10 protein-coding genes are annotated in these 16,611 nt (G+C 35.3%); all 10 read right to left on the bottom strand.

From position 1 onward, the window contains the following. Nucleotides 1–14: 14 nt before the first annotated feature. The gene (locus tag ADJ83_RS16780) at nt 15–1,478 is read right to left on the bottom strand and encodes a response regulator (RefSeq protein ID WP_048718474.1); all 1,464 of its coding nucleotides are present in this window, start codon (nt 1,476–1,478) and stop codon (nt 15–17) included. A gap of 424 nt (nt 1,479–1,902) precedes the next feature. Continuing rightward, nucleotides 1,903–2,118, bottom strand: coding sequence for a hypothetical protein (locus tag ADJ83_RS16775; RefSeq protein WP_048718472.1), 216 nt, complete (start codon nt 2,116–2,118; stop codon nt 1,903–1,905). 551 nt (nt 2,119–2,669) lie between these two features. Next, nucleotides 2,670–3,938: an extracellular solute-binding protein gene (locus ADJ83_RS16770; protein WP_048718471.1), complete on the bottom strand. Its 1,269-nt coding sequence runs from the start codon at nt 3,936–3,938 to the stop codon at nt 2,670–2,672. Between the two features lie 21 nt (nt 3,939–3,959). Then, nucleotides 3,960–5,498 (bottom strand): response regulator transcription factor, encoded by a 1,539-nt coding sequence (locus tag ADJ83_RS16765; protein WP_031539428.1) that lies wholly within the window; start codon nt 5,496–5,498, stop codon nt 3,960–3,962. Further along, on the bottom strand, nt 5,491–7,278 hold the full coding sequence (locus ADJ83_RS16760; RefSeq protein ID WP_031539429.1) for a cache domain-containing sensor histidine kinase: 1,788 nt from the start codon (nt 7,276–7,278) through the stop codon (nt 5,491–5,493). The genes ADJ83_RS16765 and ADJ83_RS16760 overlap by 8 nt, the downstream gene beginning before the upstream one ends. Before the next feature lie 176 nt (nt 7,279–7,454). After that, nucleotides 7,455–10,631, bottom strand: a complete 3,177-nt coding sequence (locus ADJ83_RS16755) for a CBM35 domain-containing protein (protein WP_048718469.1) — start codon at nt 10,629–10,631, stop codon at nt 7,455–7,457. A 211-nt stretch (nt 10,632–10,842) separates the two neighbouring features. After that, nucleotides 10,843–12,657 carry a glycoside hydrolase family 66 protein gene (locus tag ADJ83_RS16750; protein WP_031539434.1) on the bottom strand — a complete coding sequence of 605 codons (1,815 nt, stop codon included), beginning with the start codon at nt 12,655–12,657 and terminating at the stop codon, nt 10,843–10,845. Between the two features lie 118 nt (nt 12,658–12,775). Then, entirely contained in the window at nt 12,776–13,144 is a 369-nt protein-coding gene (locus tag ADJ83_RS16745) for a hypothetical protein (protein WP_031539436.1), read from the bottom strand. Nucleotides 13,145–13,245: 101 nt separating this feature from the next. Beyond that, complete coding sequence (locus ADJ83_RS16740) at nt 13,246–13,536, bottom strand: hypothetical protein (protein WP_031539437.1); 291 nt, start codon at nt 13,534–13,536, stop codon at nt 13,246–13,248. A gap of 171 nt (nt 13,537–13,707) precedes the next feature. Next, nucleotides 13,708–16,251, bottom strand: a complete 2,544-nt coding sequence (locus ADJ83_RS16735; RefSeq protein WP_031539438.1) for a glycoside hydrolase family 31 protein — start codon at nt 16,249–16,251, stop codon at nt 13,708–13,710. Between the last annotated feature and the right edge of the window lie 360 nt (nt 16,252–16,611).

Genomic DNA, 16,611 nt, shown 5'->3' with positions numbered 1-16,611 from the left:
GACAAAAAGGATATTTATTCTCCCACAAACATTTTACTCATACCACTTATCTCTGCAATCGGCATCGTATCATGGATTAATAGCTTTGTTGCTTCCTCAATTCGTACTTTATTTAAATATTCATTAAATCCTTCGCGATTATTAGATGCAAAATAGCTTGATAAATACGTAGGGTTAAAATGAAAATGGTTTGCTACATCGGTAAGGGTAAGTGGTTCTGCATAATGATTCTGGATATATTCCAACATCATTTTCATATTTGACTTAGATGAATGATGGTTTTTTTCGTGAATGGCTTTTTTGACTTCTGAAAGGAATTGATGCATAAGTTCCACAACCTCACCTGCTGAACCCGCTTCATCGATTGAATTAAAATACTTAAATTTTTCATTCTCCAATTCATTTACATCATAACCCATATTGTTGAGGAGAACCGTTATCGTAAATATAATGTTTTCATGGAAAGATTTATATTCAAACACGTCCGTTGTAAAAAAAGTCAAAAACTCTGTTATATATTTCTGTAAATAATCAAAGACAATTTCAAAGCGCTCATGCTTAAATTCATTTGTAAACCAGTCCAAATTAAACGAGGGGATTTTAACAGCCTCAGTCGGCATTGTTTCTTGATACAATACGTTTTCTTCCGGAAAATAAAAACGATAATTCAGCATGGGCTTTATCTCATTTTTATACACGTTACCCACCTCATAAAAATCATTAAAACCTTTGCTTATGGCAAAACAAGCTTCATTCTCACTATTCGCTAACTGTTTAGAAAGATCTAGAACTTTAATAAGCTCTTTATCATTTATGTTGATAAGAAACACAATGACATGTGGTTCACCATGAAAACTGTAATGCACAGCATCTTTCAGTTGATCATTAAAGACGGAGATAAGCTTATCTTTAAAATATTCATCTCCTTTAGTAGGAAAATCTACTGCCAATAAATAAAAAGTAGAATGCGGAAAAACTTCTGAAATCAAATTGGGATCAGATGTATCCTGATAGCCTGAAAGTAACCGATCCATTAAGTAAGTAACTGAAATAGAGCAATCCTTGTTCTTTATAGATTTCTGTGAAACCGGTATCTTGCTTACAGCTGTTTTTAATACCTTTAGTAGACCTTCAGCATCGAGCTTTGGCTTTAAAATATAGTCAACAACACCATGCTGGAAAGTTGATCGAACATAATCAAATTCTGCAAAACTGCTCAGAATAATGATTTGAATATGAGGATATTTTGCCTTCACAATTCTTGTCAGTTCTTCCCCATCCATTATTGGCATCACAATATCAGTTAATATAATATGCGGGTTTGTCCGCTCAATTAATTCAAGTGCTTCTTGTCCATTTGATGCTTCACCGATTACTTGAAAACCTTCCTTCTCCCAGTTAATATAATGCTTTATCCCTTGTCTTATTAAGTTTTCATCATCGACAATAAGTGTTCGATATAGTTCTACAGATTTCACATTCATCCCTCCCCATAAGAGACAATCAGTTAAGTGAATATAGTTCTCATTTTATTATACACTCTTATTAGAAGAGACGAATGACAAAATATGCATCCATTTTCGAGCCCCTGAAAGAAACTCCATTTGAATGTTTAGTAAAGGCTGTTTTTGCATACTTTGTTGTTTTTAATTCAGTGCTATAGGTGAAAATTAGTTTGGTTCCATTGCGCTCCAGACACACGATGCACCGGGGAGGAAGCTGAGCCTTCTCGTCTTCGCCTGCAGGGTTCTCAGCCTTTCCTCTACTTCCCGCAGGAGTCGGGTGTCTGGAGCTATATTTCACTATGAAGTTAAAATCGTATGTAAAAGCAACAATCTTTGCGAAAACAACCTTAATAAATAAAAGGGTTAGAGTGCTTTTATGCGACTCTAACCCTTTTTATTATTTTTCAATTTTAACAGACCATTTTCCATCTGCAGTAATAACTAGTCCATAATATCCATCCGTTGACAGTGAGTACCTTTGCGAACCTTGATACGCTCCAATTTCATTTACCATTAAATCAGAACCATTTAGCAAGACTGCAAAGTTACTTGATCCAGAGATTAAAGGTAAACTTATGATTGCCACTTGTAGTATTGAAAAATACGACATCATCACCAGTGCCTTCTAAAGTCGTAGGGGCTTCAGCAATATCAAGTCGAGGAGTTTGATAGATGCTAAAATTCCATTTTCCACCTGCGGTGACGTTTAGATAATAATTACCATCAGCAGGAATCACAGCAACTGTTTTCCCTTTGTAATTTCATATCGTATTAACTAATAGTTCCATGTCATTTCCAGTTTCATCTTGAAGATGTACTGCAAAGTTGGCCCCACCAGTATGAGAACCTTCAAAAATTGCCCAACCAGCTTTAAGTGTAATTACTTCAGTCGCAGTATCACCTGAACCACTTACAGGAACCTTTGATTCTTCAAATACTTTTTTTGCCTGTTCTTTTTCTGCAATTCTTACGTCTAACTTTCTTATAAAACACTAAAGTATTACGTTGGGGCTTTTGTTTAAGCATACATTTTTATTTTCAACTTTCCTAAAGAAACTTTTCATCACTTGGAAAACATTTACTTTTTGCTTGAGGATATAAAAGAGGAACTTCAGGTGTGAATCCCCATTTGAATTCACGTCTGAAGTAATATGATTAACCTTCTTACCCATCAAGAGCGAGTAATTTATCTATTTCCATTGCGGCTTTTTTTAAACCTCCTTCAACACTGACTTGTTCATAGAATATTTGCCTCAAATAGTTTGTATAGATTTCATTTATCTGTTCCCACTCGGGGACTTGTGGCCTTAAATGGGCTTGATCTATGCTCGCAATATAGCTTTTATAATAAGGATACTTATCAAGGATTCCTGAAAATGGAACATGGCGGTTTGTCGGCAACAAGCCTGCTTGTAATAATAGCTTTTGAGGTGTTTCTGTTGTCATCCATTTCATAAAGGTCCATGCAGCTTCACGGTGTTTTGTACCCTTTGTCATCACAATATTTTCCCCACCTAAAATCGAAGAAGATTCTCCATTACCGGGAAAAGGAGCTGAAATTGTTTGTTTATTAATCAAGGCCAGCTCATCATTGGGTTGAACACTATAAAACCAAGGGCCTTCATCTATCATAAAATAATTGCCGCTTCGAATATTTTGCCATGTCTCAGGATAACCGCTCACAATCTGTTTTGGAAGATTAGAATTTCGATATAATTCAACAAGCTTTTTAACGGCTTTAATACTACCCTCACTATCTAAATAACCAGTTGCTCTTGTATAGTTTGGATCTGTTAATTTACCACCGAGTCCATAAAAATAAGGCAAACTTCCCCATGTATGAACATTTAGCATGCCGATCTTTAAGTTATTCTCTTCAACAATCTGAATGAATTCTTCCATTTTTCCAGGTGGAGTTTTCAAGCCAATATCCCTTAATACTTGTCGGTTATAAATAGCAACCTTTGTATTTGTATTTAATGGCAAACCATAATAACGTCCTTCAAATACATTTGATTTTAACGGTGCATCATAAAAACGATTCTTTAATTCATCAAAATCATCAAATCTACTAACAGGATATAAAAGTTTCAGGTCAGCAAATTTAGGCATCCATGTAATATCCATTCTTATAATATCCGGGGTGCTATTAACGGATGCTCTGCTAATAAGAGATGACATTAATTGTTTATTATATGCTTGACGGACAGGCTTTACATCGATTTCAGGATGTTCTTGTTCAAATAATGGAATCACTTCATTTTCAAATATCTTTGTTTCCTGTTCACTATACGTATGCCAAATTTCAATTTTTTCATTCACTTGATCTTCTGCTATTTTGGCAGGGCTGCGTTCATCAATAATGGTTTGATTTGTGCAACCGATCATAACGCCCAATAAGGCAAACCATAAAATTAATTGGAATTGACGCATTTTGCATTCCCTTCCTCTTTCTTACTTTTGATGCTGCATTCTAAAATCTCCTGGGGATGAGCCTGTTACTTTTTTAAACAGCTTGCTAAAGTATTTCACATCATTAAAACCAGCATTCCCTGCTACTTCATAAACTTTTAGAGAAGTATGAACCAATAGTTCTCTAGCTTTTTTTATTCGAAGGTCAATTACATAATCAATAAAGTTTTGCCCTAGAAATCGTTTGAACAAGATACTGAAATAATTTCTGCTTATATGAATATGATCGGCAACATGTTGAAGCGTCAATTCCTGTGTATAATGTTTATGAATAAAATCAAGGGCTTTATCTATTAACTCATTATCTGTATTTGACTTCATTTTCTGGTCTGTAATATATTGGTCACATGCTTCGAATCCCTTTAAGAGATATTCATTCAGATCATTCAGTGACTCGGATCTTTCAATTTCTGAGCATCGATCAATTAAAAATGAGTACTCTATCCGCTCCATAAATAGTGTTGTTAAAATGTCACATGCCTCTTTCTTAATGTCAGTAGGTGTCATTTGTTCACTTCGCCATTGTTTGAGCCTCTCATCCAGGAAGATAGGAACGTTCTCTACATCAATATTAGTAAGAAGTTCTTTCAATTCCTGCAGGCTTAAAGGATGAACGAATTCTTCCACAGGATGTTTATAAACAAAAATATTGGTATGTTGATAAAAAAAATGCCTTTGACTTGCTAAAATGCTTCGTTCATATCCAGTAACTAGGTCTTTACAGTCTGTTACAACTTCATATCCAAAAGAAAAGCTGACTTTTGCTTCTTTTTCAACTTTCTCTTTTAACCTATGAATGTCCGTAAGTGGATTACATGTATTATTAATAAAGAATAAAAGTTCACTTTCCCCTATTTGAATACTAATCCCCTCTTCTCTATACTTATAAAAGCGTTCTTGGATTTCTTCGAAAATAAGACTTTTAAATAAAAAGCCATATTCTTCTTCTACCTTGTCAATTTGCTTCATTTTTAAACAAACCACAATAAAAGGAGTTTGAAATATATCAACTAAATGACCAATATTGGTTTCTCTATGTTTTTGAAGCAAAACCCGCTTTACTTCCTGCTCAATTTTTTTTCTTTCCCGAAAATGATTTGTCCGTTCTACAGAATCTAACTTTTTCTTAATCGTTTGTTCTTCAACAATTTTTTTTACGCATTTTTGAATGGTCTTGCAAAACGATTCCGGTTCAAGAGTCGGTTTTAATATATAATCCATTGCACCATGAGTCAGACCTTCCCGTGCGTAATCAAATTCATTATAACTGCTTACTAATACGACCTTTAACATTGGATTTATCTTTAGCGCTTTTTTCATTAATGTTAGACCATCCATTACCGGCATTTTAATATCCGTAATAAGGATATCAACTTGGTCCACAGCCTCTATTGCTTCTAACGCTTGCTTTCCATTAGAAAAATCACCAATTAAAAAAAGGTTTTCTTGTTCCCAGTTAATGGAGGACTTTAATCCAAATCTAATAATCGGTTCATCATCAACAATCATAACTTTATACATGATCTCCACCTCTAGTTTTCGACCTCAATATAAGTCTCACAATTGTGCCTTCTTGACTACTTTCAAGTTCCACTTTTGAGTCTTTATGAAAATAGAGTTTCACAGAATCATAGACATGCCTTAACCCGATTCCAACAAATGAATTTGTACGATTCGTTGCTTGTTGGAGCTTTTTTAAGGCATCTATTTCAAATCCTATTCCATTGTCTCGAATTTCTATTTCTACTCCGTCTGTGATGTTTCGTCCAATAATAGAAATGGTCCCTTTTTTATCTGTAGGTACAATACCATGAAAAATAGCGTTTTCGACAATGGGCTGTATAATCATTCTTGGAATAAGAAAATCTTCCACTCCTCTTTCAAACTGCGTTTTCAAAATGAAATTTTGTTCGTACCGAATTTGTAGAATCACCATGAACTTCTTTACAATTTCAAGTTCTTCGTTAATCGTTACGAACGTTCCTGTTTTCCCCATGTTTGCTTCCAACAGACTGGATAATGCTGATAAAGCAGCATTTGTACGCTCTGTTTGGTTGAATTTAACTAACCATCGGATCGTACTTAATGTATTGAATAGAAAATGAGGGTTAATTCGATGTTTAATTGCCCGTAACTCAGCTTCTTGTTTTTGAAACTGTTCTTCCTTTACCTGTTTTACCAGTTGTTCAACCTGGTTGATCATCCGATTAAACTGGATGCTCATCATGCCAATTTCATCAATTGATTTAACATTTGTTCGTACATTAAAGTTTCCTTTTCCGACTAATTTCATTTGACGTGTTAAGACGTTAACTGGCTCTGTAACTCGTTTAGCTATTAATATGCCAATAAAGATTGACAGAATTCCAAATAAGATTGAAGCTAAGATAGTGATCCTTTGAATAGTCGTCAATTCACCTGTAATTTCGCTGATTGGTACCACACCTACAATGGACCAACCATTTGCCATTTCCTGTTTAACCCCATAATAAGGAATATCTTCTTTATATTGAAATTCTAGTTCATCACTTAAGATATGCTTACGTAACGCTTTGTTTTGAACTGGGTTATTAATATTCTGCAAATTACTATCAATCATAATCATACCTGTGTCATCGACAACAAAAAAACGTCCTGTTTTTCCTAACTTTAATTGATTGATTTTATCAAGGATGGCATTTCCATCTAAGCAAACTTGTATATATGCAATATTTTCAAGATTATTGAAGTCTTTCATTACTCTGCTGATCGATAATACAAGCTCAGTATTTTCTCCTGCTCCGGTAAATTTATCATATTGAAGCCCTTGCCATACCAATTCTCCGTCTTTTTGAACAGAATCTTTTACCCAGCTAAGCTCTTGAAGGTTGACTTGTGATAATTTATATGGAGAAAATGTCCCGCTACCCCAGCTAACTCCCTCATCCTTTAAGATATAAATAATCCTTACAAATGAACTAGAATAAATATTGGAATTTAAAAATGAGGTTATATACTCTTGATTTGCTTCAAATTCAGATATTGGTATATTTTCATTGGAATTTTGCTTAACAATTTCCTGGATTCGTTCATTACTATAAATAAGATTAGACATATCGCTGCCTGTTGAAATAATATAGTTCAGAGAATCTGCGGCTTGCCTGGCAATTTGTAAAGAGGATTCCCTAACATTTTCTTTTACAATATTTGATGCAGCATAATAAAAAAAGAAACTAGTAGAAACAGTTGGGATTAAACAAACAATTAGAATGACAACAATGACCTTTGTTGCAAAACGTTTTTTTAATAGTTTATAAATCATCGCTTATACCCTCATTAATATTTGTCCTACACTTCATTTATCTCAATTTTACGATTATTTAGACTCAATAACAATCTTGGTCCAACATTTTACCTGATGAATGTAAAATGATTCTCTGATTAAGGGAAATGAAAAGTAGAGCAATGAAACGAAATCAGTTTCACTGCTCTACTAAGCTAGAACTTTATTTGGATTTTCTTCTCTTCATTTGTTGGTATATTTAAAAATACGTTGTTTTGTTCATCATAGAAATAAACTTCCACTTTCTCTCTTACTTCCTCAAAACTGTTTACTTTTTTATATGTTTTATTTTCTGTTTGTATTTTTCTAGGCATCTTTTGTATTGGAAGCTTTACTAGATGAGAAAAATGCTTTGCCTCATTTTGATTATCCTGTTTACGAGTTAATTCAATTTTATTCCTATTTTTTTCTATGTTGAAATAATGATTGTGATAAGCTGATTTCAGCTCGATATTATCGATTGTCAGCTTACCGTCAGACTGTGAACTGGCGATATTGCCAATTTTCAAGACATCCCCTTCAGATACTTCTATATCAGGGATAATCACTTTTTTCATATCTTCAGACTCTGGAACTTCTACTTTTTCTATCGTTCCATTTTTTTCAATATAAAGAAATGCTTCATTAAATTGACCGCTTCGTTTCATGTTAGCTGTTAATTCATAAGTACCAGCCTGTGGTACAACATACTGCCAAAGATCGGATTCAAATGCTTTTTCATTCATTCTCGAAATTTGGACAACTCCATCTTCAATTGACTGATTAACCATATTACTGCGGCTCCAGTGGGCAAAGCCTGCTTTAAAATCTCCATTTAATAGAATCGATTGTTTTTCTTGATCTTTTGCTTCACCTAATGTAATAGAATCCAGATTAAAGTTACCAGCAGCATTCTGAATTTGTACTAAATTGGTTCCTTCTTGAAGGACTATTTCTGTTCTTGCTTCCTTCCATTTCCCATTGGTTGGATTCAATTTCACTTGTTTTGAATTCGTATTTTCACCAGTGCTTACTTCCCTCACTCCTATCATTGCCTCACTTGCTTTACTAGCAGAATAGTCTATTTTTAAGTTATACACGCCTGATTTTGGTGCACTAATCGCATATGTTACACTTTCATCTTTCTCATTAATGCCATTTAAGTAACCAAACCCAGCGTGCCCAATTTGCTCATTAGCAAATTCTATTCCTTTACTATACGAAGCTGCTTCTGCTTCGTATACGTTCTCAGTCGTTGTCGGGATTACTTTTAATACAACACTATCATGTGGTTCAAGTGTAACGGAATGTGATGTTTGTATACCTAAATCCTTATGGGCCCATACATCACGAACATGGCCATTTTCAATTCCTAGCTCTTCTTTAAAATTAAAGTTAAACGATTTACTCTCATCATTGCGATTAAACAATCCAACTACCCAAGAACCGTCTGGAAGCTGACCTACCCAACGTTGGCTGTCACGGCTAGAATTAGACTCCCCATAATGTTTAGCGCTTTCATAAATTGGTTTTCCAACCAGTCCCACCTTATTAAACTCAATGAGCTCAGGATTTTGATAGTATTTATAGTTAGCTCCAATCGTATCATACTGATCTGAAATAGCGATCGGTGAGCCGGCAAGTGTATACAATGACAAAGTTGTTTTCTTTTCATGATCTGCATATAGACCAGTGAATGTATTCAATCGAAGGAAGTCACCATCCAATATCATGCTCGAACGGCCGCCGATATCAGAGAAGCCTGTAAAGCCTTGGAAGGAATTTGCCCATTGTGACCAACCTGGTCTCCACTCTTGACGTCTGCCGCTAATATGATCCCAGCCACCTGTAAACGTGTCTTCATTAATACGAATCATGTCACCATATTTTTGTTCAAGTTCACCGTGATTTATAAGATGTGGCATGACAAGACTTAGGAGAACATTGTTTTCTTTAGATGCTTCTGACATCCACTTTAATGATTTTTCATACAGTTTTCTGTCATGAGCTTGCCCGACTGTCCCTATATTAGCATCTGTTCCTGTTTCATACCATGACAGGAAATCAACTCTCAGAAAATCAGCGCCCTGTTCAGCAAAAAAGTCAATGTATCCCTTAATATATTTTTCTGCATCAGGATGATTCACATCCACCCAATAAAGTGAACGCTCATTCCCCTGACCACCGTTGAATCGATCACCATCTGTCGGGTCATCCGGATCACCTTGATCAATCAAATCCACGACATATGTCGGTCCACCAGGATTATTTTCAGTTCCTATGACAATATATTTATCAGGATTATTTACAACCTCAGGGCTAATCCATAACGGATTGTAGTAAATGCCAAAGTCCATTCCTTTTTCCTTTAAGTAGGCTCCCCAGAACTTCCAAGTATGACCATCCGGATATTTTTCAGATGGATATTGGAACGGCTCATTTTCCTCGTTGTCCTCTTCCGGCTTTTCACCTGTCTTATATAGCTCAACATTATCTAGCTGGAAAGAACTGTGATCTCCTTTTGCATCAATATTGAATTCAACAGTTAACTGTCCATTCGTCACCTCTGCTTTAAATTTGAAAAGCCCGTAACGTGCTTTCCCATATTCATCTGTCAGCCCGTCATTTAATTCAACAACTTGTTCAGGAGCTGGTTCGTTTTCTTCTGTAGTATTGTAGTTTTTCAGCTTCATAGTTGCAGTACTTGTTCCATCAACAAAGTTTTGAACATCGTTAGGAAACTTCACTCGCGCTGTTAAAGTATAATTTCCATTTTCAAGTCCTTCTATTGTTTGAGAAACCTTAGCAGTATGTGGTTCCGGTCCATACACCCATAATTTAGAGCCTTCATATGCATCATTTGTATCAACTCCGTACATTGCATCTGTTTCGACTTTCCACCCTACGTCAACACCCTCTTCAAAGTCACCATTTAGAAGGATTCCTAGCTCGAATTCTTCCTCCGTCCCATCCATATTCATTGGATTGGTCATCCATTTATCATTATGACTTACAACATAGCCATTTTTATTAAGCAAAGTTGCACCTTCAATCCAACCATCAGTTGAAACCATGTCATAGCCGTAAGGTAGGAAGTTTTTAGCCATCCAATCAATATTTTCCTTCAACCGTTTCTCAGGCATAAATGTATTTTTCGTCCACTGATGTTCATATGTCATAAAATACATCGGTCCTGCCCCTTGCCTTGTATATGGGCTGTCCTGTGCAGAAGCAGTTCCTGTTAGTGCTGTTGTTAATGCCATCGTAGAAAGAATAGAAAAAGCACTGATCTTGTAAAATAACCCTTTCTTTCTTTCCCTACTCTTTTTCTTGCTTCTATTGTGTTTACTCAATGAAATAACCTCCCCATTCTTAAGAATAGCTAATGATTTTCATTATCCAGGAAAGCGCTATCATTTTAAATCGCTTATATTACAAAATTTGTGTCTTATATACCGTTTCTTCATTGAAGAACAAAAAAAGGTGTCATATCTTCCTGTTTAAATATTTTCATCGGAAGATATGACACCTTTAGTCCACTTTTTGGGACTGTCCCCAAAAACATTATTCGTACTCCACTACAACCATGTCCCAGTATTTTAGACTCGGCAGGGTAAATGTTACTTTCCCATTTTCCTGTTTAAAAGTAAGTGAGTTAGGTAAACCATTCTCAATATCCGGTGAAGCAAGCCAAACTTTTTTTATAGCTTTAGTCTCTTCAAGCTCAACAGTTAACTTTTGACGATCTTGAGGCTGTGCTTGACTTGCATTTGTATCACGCCACTCTAGTGTTGTAGCATCTACAAAGTTAATAAAGTGTATAACTTTTTTATTTGCTTTTTGTTTTGCAAAGCTCCATACTTTTCCTTGTTCCGGTTGAGAAGAGAAAAGAACCCAATCAGGTGAATGAACCGCAAGTGAAGCCTCATGCATGTTATCACGAAGCAAGTTTTCATAGGCAACTAAAAAATCATAATAGGTAATAAGGCTACTTTGCAAAGATTGATCCATTTTAAAGTTATTATGAGGAAAATATTCTTTTGAAAGCATATGCTCCCCTAATTCTAAATGAGCACCTCCCGATGCAAAGATGACACTGTTAGCTAATAAAATACCCGGCGTATTAAATTCTCCAATTTGATTGGAAGATTCATAGTTCATATATGCTGCTAACACTGTATTTTTAGTCCCCTTAGAATCGGAATTATTCTCATCAATAATTTGTTTTAAATCACCGTAATATTTAAAATGATCCCATACCTCTGTATATAAAAAGTCAATTGGCGAGCTTACAATTTGTTTTTGACCGTACTGGTTTACCGCATTCATAACAATACGTTTATCCTGTGCTTCATTTTTTATACGTTGTAAAAACGGAAGAAAGGTTTCATCGATTGCAACCTGATTTCCATCAAAATCATAGACCTCGCCTCTAGGACCAAGCTGGTCAATATGCCATCCATCGAATGGAAGAGCTTCATATACACGTTTTTGTTGGTCAATGAGATAGTTCTGCCAATCAGAATTTCCTGGGTTTACTAGAAATACGTCACTTTTCCATTCATCTGGTAGTGGGTGATAATCATGTTCATTTTTCTGTTGATCCTTAAATAAACGCCATTCTTTATTCACACCATCCTTTTCTGCTTCAGAAAAAGCACCATACAAAAGGTTATATGCCATCGTTGTCATGTTGCGATCATGAGCAAGCTGAATATAATTTTTGATCGTTTCGAGATAGATTGGACGATTAGCAATATCCTCCCAATTTGCTGCTGCGCCATTGTTTTCTACTTTAAGTGGTTGATGATGCTTAAAATGCCAATCATAAAATTGTAAACCATTGATGTGATAGCGGTTCAGTTGGGAAATGACAGAATCCATTTTCTCCATAGATTGGTCTTGAAAGTTTGATAAAAACCCGTAGCGAGGAAATTGGGACCAATCACTTGAAACATCAACTGCAATCGTATGATCCTCTTGTATTGAATCAGATGTATACTGAACATGGACGAAATACCCTTTAAAATCCTCTTTTGGCGGCTGCCATTCCCAGTGTACTTCTTTACTATTTTCCGCTACTTTTACTTCTAGTTTCGAAATAACGTTATCTAAATGGTAATATGTAATGGTTAGAATTCCTTCTGTTAGTCCTTTTTTCAATTGAGCATTAAATTTCACCGTGTCATCATAATGATAGGCTGCTTTATCAGTTGAAATTGTTTTAATAATGTTTGAATGTTTTGGTATAATTTCAGATGAATCCTCTTTGTGGTCTTGATTAGGAGATGAATTGGAGTACGTCGTCAAACCTATTATTATTAATAATAAAAAAATAATAGATAAGAAAATTAATAGATACTTTTTTTTTGATAACATAAAATCTAACTCCTCATTTTTACACAACTTTCTTATTATTAAAGGGAACTAACGATCAAATTAGTCCCTTTTTTGGATGCTATATTTGTTTATGTTTTGTTGTTAATAGGCGATATATTTATTTCTTCCAACTATAATCGGCATCAATTATTTTTTCAATTGGATGTCCGCTCTCTGACAACTCTTCAATCACACACCCTAAGTATAAATCCGCTTGCCAAAGTCCATTTTCCGGTATATCAATTGTAATTGTATATGTTCCAGGCCCATAAACATTCGTGATCGTATCATATACTTTTTGACCCTCATAAGGTTTACCATCTTCTTGAGGTAATGTTCCCTCAGGGTATACATAGCTCGAAAAGCTGATTACAACAGGGTCCATACCTTCTAGAATGGTAAATGTCGCTGTTCCATTTTCAACACTAGAATGAAAAAGTTGATCTAGTGGTCGCTGAAGATCTGTATAATCTGTCTTTTCTTTCACAGTTATGGATTCACTCCATAATTCTCCTTTTCCAGGATGTCCTGGACGTTGATAGGCTTTGAAAATATAATTTCCTGGTTTATTTGGATCTAGAGCATAACTTATTTCGTTTCCCCAGGGTTTAAAGGGGCAACACTTCCGGAATAAACCAATTCACTATTTTTAGGGTTTCCTTTTGCAGACCAGTAGACCTCATATTTTACTTCACCTTGCATGGCTCTTGAATCTTGTCCATTTTTTATGGTAGCAGAAATACAGGAACAATTTTCATTTTGATCAATAAATGATAGTGAACTTCTATCCCATTGAGCCCTACCATTAATTTCAGATAGTTTTTGTTCTTTCTGGACACTGACATTTTCGACTTGCTCAGGTTTTATTTGTTTAGCCAATGCCTGATTAATAGGTTGAATAAATGATATGGTCAGTAATGCTGTTACAATAAATCCTGAAGTAAATTTATTCCCCTTTTCGATAATTTTAATGAAAAGATAAAATTGACCATTAATGCTGACAAGAAGGAACGATTCTTTCGTCCCTTCTTTCCCTCTCTTATATCTTGATTAACGAATTTGTACTTTCTTCTTCTCATCAGCAGGGATACTTACATAAAGAACTTTCGCATTTTCATCATAAAAGAATGTGTTTGGTTTCCCTTGAGTTTCTTCGATTGATCCAACTGGTTTGTATTTATTTTTACCTGCTTGGATTTTTGAAGGTTTTTCTGTATTGTTTAATTTTAATGTGTATTGCTGTACCTTTGAGTCAGAGTATTTTTTAACCTTTTGTTTTTGTTTAAATGTAATATGGTTTGGTTTTTGTTCTACCTCGAACTCTGTAATGTTATATTCACCAGTTTTGTAGTCTTCTGTTGCACCATCATCTTCATAGAATGAATATGTTGCCTCTTCTTCTAAATATGTGTCAAGCACTAGATTTGTAAGTGGCTTTTCATCTGTATATTGCTGTACTTCACGTGTTGGGATGATTGACTCATTTTTCACAAAGATTGGCATATGATCAAGTGGTGCATCAACTGTAATCGTTTGTCCGCCTTCATATTCTTTTCCAGTCCAATAGTCTGTCCACTTTACGTCTTTTGGTAAATAAACTTCACGAGAAGTTTGACCTTGTTTCACAACGGGTGCTAGCATCATCGAATCACCGAACATGTACTGATCACTTATATCATTTGTTTTCTCATCATTTTGGAATTGGTAGACTAGCGGTTGTTGAACCGGTTTACCAGTATCTGCTGCTTCTTTAAATTGATTATATAAGTATGGTAATAATTTATAGCGCATTTCAATGTATTTCTTACTGATTGCCTCAACTTCTGGACCAAATGCCCATGGTTCTTGACCTTGTTTAATTTCTGCTTTTTCATCACTATCATAGTGAATACGAGAAAACGGCAAGAATGCTCCTACCTCAATCCATCGAGCGAATAATTCTGCATCTGGGCGAGCTGCAAAACCACCAATATCATTTCCTACAAATGCGACCCCTGACATTCCAACGTTCATATTCATTGGTAGTGACATTTCTAAGTGTTCCCAGTTACTAACGTTATCACCTGTCCATAATGCAGCATAGCGTTGTGTACCTGCATACATATCACGAGTTAAAACGAATGGACGAGTGCCTGGTTTATGCATTTTAAACGCATCATAAGTAGCTTCTGCTTCATCATGGCCATATAAGTTATGGTACTCAGTATGAAGAATTTTGTTGTCTTCATATCCAAAATACGTATCTAGCGGTAATGTATGAGCATGTCTGTCATCATCAATGAAAACAGCTGGTTCATTCATATCATTCCAAATCCCATCAATTCCTGCATTTAATAGCACATCATGATGTTTAGCCCACCAATCACGTACCTCTTGTTTAGAGAAATCAGGGAAAGCAGAATCACCAGGCCATACTGGTCCAATGTAGTTCGAGCCATCTGGATTTTTCGCCCAGAAGTCTTTACTCGTTCCTTCTTGATAAATGCTGTAATTCTCATCTTGCTTAACAGCTGGATCATTAATCGCAATTGCATGGAATCCTTCCATCTCTTTTAATTTCGTTAATGCATCCTTATATTGTTGGTTCCATGTAAACACTCGATAGCCATCCATATAATCAATATCAAAGTGCATTGTATCTAGTGGGATATTCTTTTCTCGATAAGTTTTTGCAACATTCAGAATTTCATCCGCGGTATATCCCCACTTACTTTGATGCAACCCTAATGACCATTTTGCTGGAATATCCATTTTACCTGTTAATTCAGTATAACGATCAATTACATCACCAATTTCCGGACCATATGCAAAATAGTATGTTAATTTTCCGCCGTTTGCATAGAAGTAGTAATAGTCATCAGACTCACTTGCCATCTCGTAGTATGAACGATGTGTATTATCAAAGAAAATTCCATATGCTTTTTTATCTTTTAATCCGATGAAAAAGGGAATAGATGTATATACATACTTAGTATCTTTAGTGTATGCATAAGCATCCGTATTCCATAAACCTATGCTATCCCCGCGTTTATTGACTTCTAATCCAGTTTGCTCACCAAAACCATAAAAGTCTTCGTTTTCATTCGTTTTCTTAAACACATAAGGCTTGCCATTTTCATAACCTGAAGTTGCACCTTGGTTTAAATAATCTTCGTTAATGACATTTCCTTCTTTATCAAGGAATTTCACTCCGAATTGCTTTAAGTTAATTTTAACCGTAATTTCATCTGTTTTGATTGTGTATTCATCTGCGCTACCGTTTGCACTAAATGGCACACGTTTCCATTCACTTTCTTTTTTCTCAATTCCTCTTGATTCGAATTCCTCTTCGCCTTTTTCTACAACAGAAACTTTCACAAGATCTTTGTCAAATATACGAATATAACCTTCGTATGAACCAAGATCAAATTTGACTCCATTTGAGAGTTCTGTTACTCCTTGAACCGTTAACTTCTGAAGATTTTCCTTCTGTAGAGGAGTATCTGCCTCAGGTTGTGTAACGGCTAGTGCGCTTGGTACGCCCGCTGAAAAACTTACTGTTGCTGCTAGTGAGAGCCCAGCTAATACTCTTAATGATTTTTTCGATAATACCATGTCTTCACCTCGTAAAAAATAATTTGTAAGATTACGGTATAATCTTAGCGAACATTGAAATATTCTGTCAACTAACTGTTTTATGAAATATGGGAGTAGGGACATTTGCTCACGGCCATTGATAGGAGAGGTGTGAAAACGCACACTTTTTCCTTGAAAACGTTTGTGAAAAAACTTTCAAAATGGGGCATAATATCTAGTTTTTATCAATTGTAAATAAAATTAAGGTACTGTCAATATTTTTGTGTAAATGACTTTTCAACTTCTCAAGGTAGATGATCACCTTCGTATTCAAATAGATTTGTTCGAAGTGTTGATTTGGGTGTCTAGGAAAGGGCTAGCCCTTTCCTAGACACCCAA

Origin of the sequence: Bacillus sp. 522_BSPC, from assembly GCF_001076885.1 — a bacterium.
Taxonomy (GTDB): domain Bacteria; phylum Bacillota; class Bacilli; order Bacillales; family Cytobacillaceae; genus Niallia; species Niallia hominis.
The sequence above is the reverse complement of the archived record's forward strand: the minus strand, read 5'-3'. Positions and strand labels throughout refer to the sequence as shown.

What these genes read in the sequence shown, in the direction of transcription:
- ADJ83_RS16750 (WP_031539434.1), bottom strand. Translation starts at nt 12,657, where the DNA reads ATGTTATCAAAAAAAAAGTATCTATTAATTTTCTTATCTATTATTTTT.
- ADJ83_RS16765 (WP_031539428.1), bottom strand. Translation starts at nt 5,498, where the DNA reads ATGTATAAAGTTATGATTGTTGATGATGAACCGATTATTAGATTTGGA.
- ADJ83_RS16760 (WP_031539429.1), bottom strand. Translation starts at nt 7,278, where the DNA reads ATGATTTATAAACTATTAAAAAAACGTTTTGCAACAAAGGTCATTGTT.
- ADJ83_RS16735 (WP_031539438.1), bottom strand. Translation starts at nt 16,251, where the DNA reads ATGGTATTATCGAAAAAATCATTAAGAGTATTAGCTGGGCTCTCACTA.
- ADJ83_RS16770 (WP_048718471.1), bottom strand. Translation starts at nt 3,938, where the DNA reads ATGCGTCAATTCCAATTAATTTTATGGTTTGCCTTATTGGGCGTTATG.
- ADJ83_RS16775 (WP_048718472.1), bottom strand. Translation starts at nt 2,118, where the DNA reads ATGATGTCGTATTTTTCAATACTACAAGTGGCAATCATAAGTTTACCT.